At 32.2% G+C, this 839-nt stretch carries 1 protein-coding gene and 1 pseudogene; both read right to left on the minus strand.

Features of this window, described 5'->3' with window-relative positions; genetic code table 11:
- Positions 1-226, minus strand: a pseudogene (locus B7692_RS07585) (triacylglycerol lipase); the annotation flags it as partial.
- Position 227: 1 nt separating this feature from the next.
- Positions 228-638 carry a hypothetical protein gene (locus B7692_RS07590; RefSeq protein WP_004264263.1) on the minus strand — a complete coding sequence of 137 codons (411 nt, stop codon included), beginning with the start codon at positions 636-638 and terminating at the stop codon, positions 228-230.
- Positions 639-839: the final 201 nt, after the last annotated feature.

Genomic DNA, 839 nt, shown 5'->3' on the forward strand with positions numbered 1-839 from the left:
CATAAGCAATCACTACATGACTATAATCCACATTCCCATTTTTATCCACAGGAGCAACCGCCATCGCCTGCATACCATTGGAGGTGTTGTCTTTTGCACTCAGAACTCGAAAAGTTTGAGAATCCTTTCTTAACTCATCTCCTGCTTTCCATGGAGTTGAATTTTTATTTTTATCAACTTCATATACTTGGTCAACTAAGTAATTAAAACTTTTATCCGTAATCATATTATCTCACCCAATAAATAACTGTTATATTTGACATAAGTGAATCGCTATTTATTACTTCCGGATTATCTCTTTCTATTAATTCATTCCCATTACTTTGACTAATATGCTGTCCAAAACCTATTTCATCCTCTGTCATCAAGTTTTGAACAGAAAAAGTGACAAATATTTCGTCATTGACAATGGCATTAGAATTCCAAGTTCCTGTTAATTTATTCTGTTGAAAACTTGTAAACTCAATCTTCTCAACCTTTTCATAATGACTAACTAAGTATAACGCCATCCTATCCTGTTCAATTCTCATTTTTTCTTCCATCGTTTTTTCTTTTTGTTGATTCAAACTAAACATTATAATCCCTCCTATGATACAAATTACTAAAGCAATAATACCCCATTTTTTGTGCCTATTCATTAACACACCTCCTTATATTATTCTATAAAGCAACTTGGTCTGAATTACCTTATAGTATAACATAAATGGCTTTTTTACTTAACATTGGCATAATTCAAAGCTGTCACAAACTGAGAATCCTCCATCAATTGTTGTAAACTCCTATAAAACTGTTCTCCATCTTGGTAACTATATTGTCCTTTTTGAAGAAAAGCAGTCATC

Source organism: Streptococcus mitis (assembly GCF_002096925.1).
Classification (GTDB): Bacteria; Bacillota; Bacilli; order Lactobacillales; family Streptococcaceae; genus Streptococcus; species Streptococcus mitis_AF.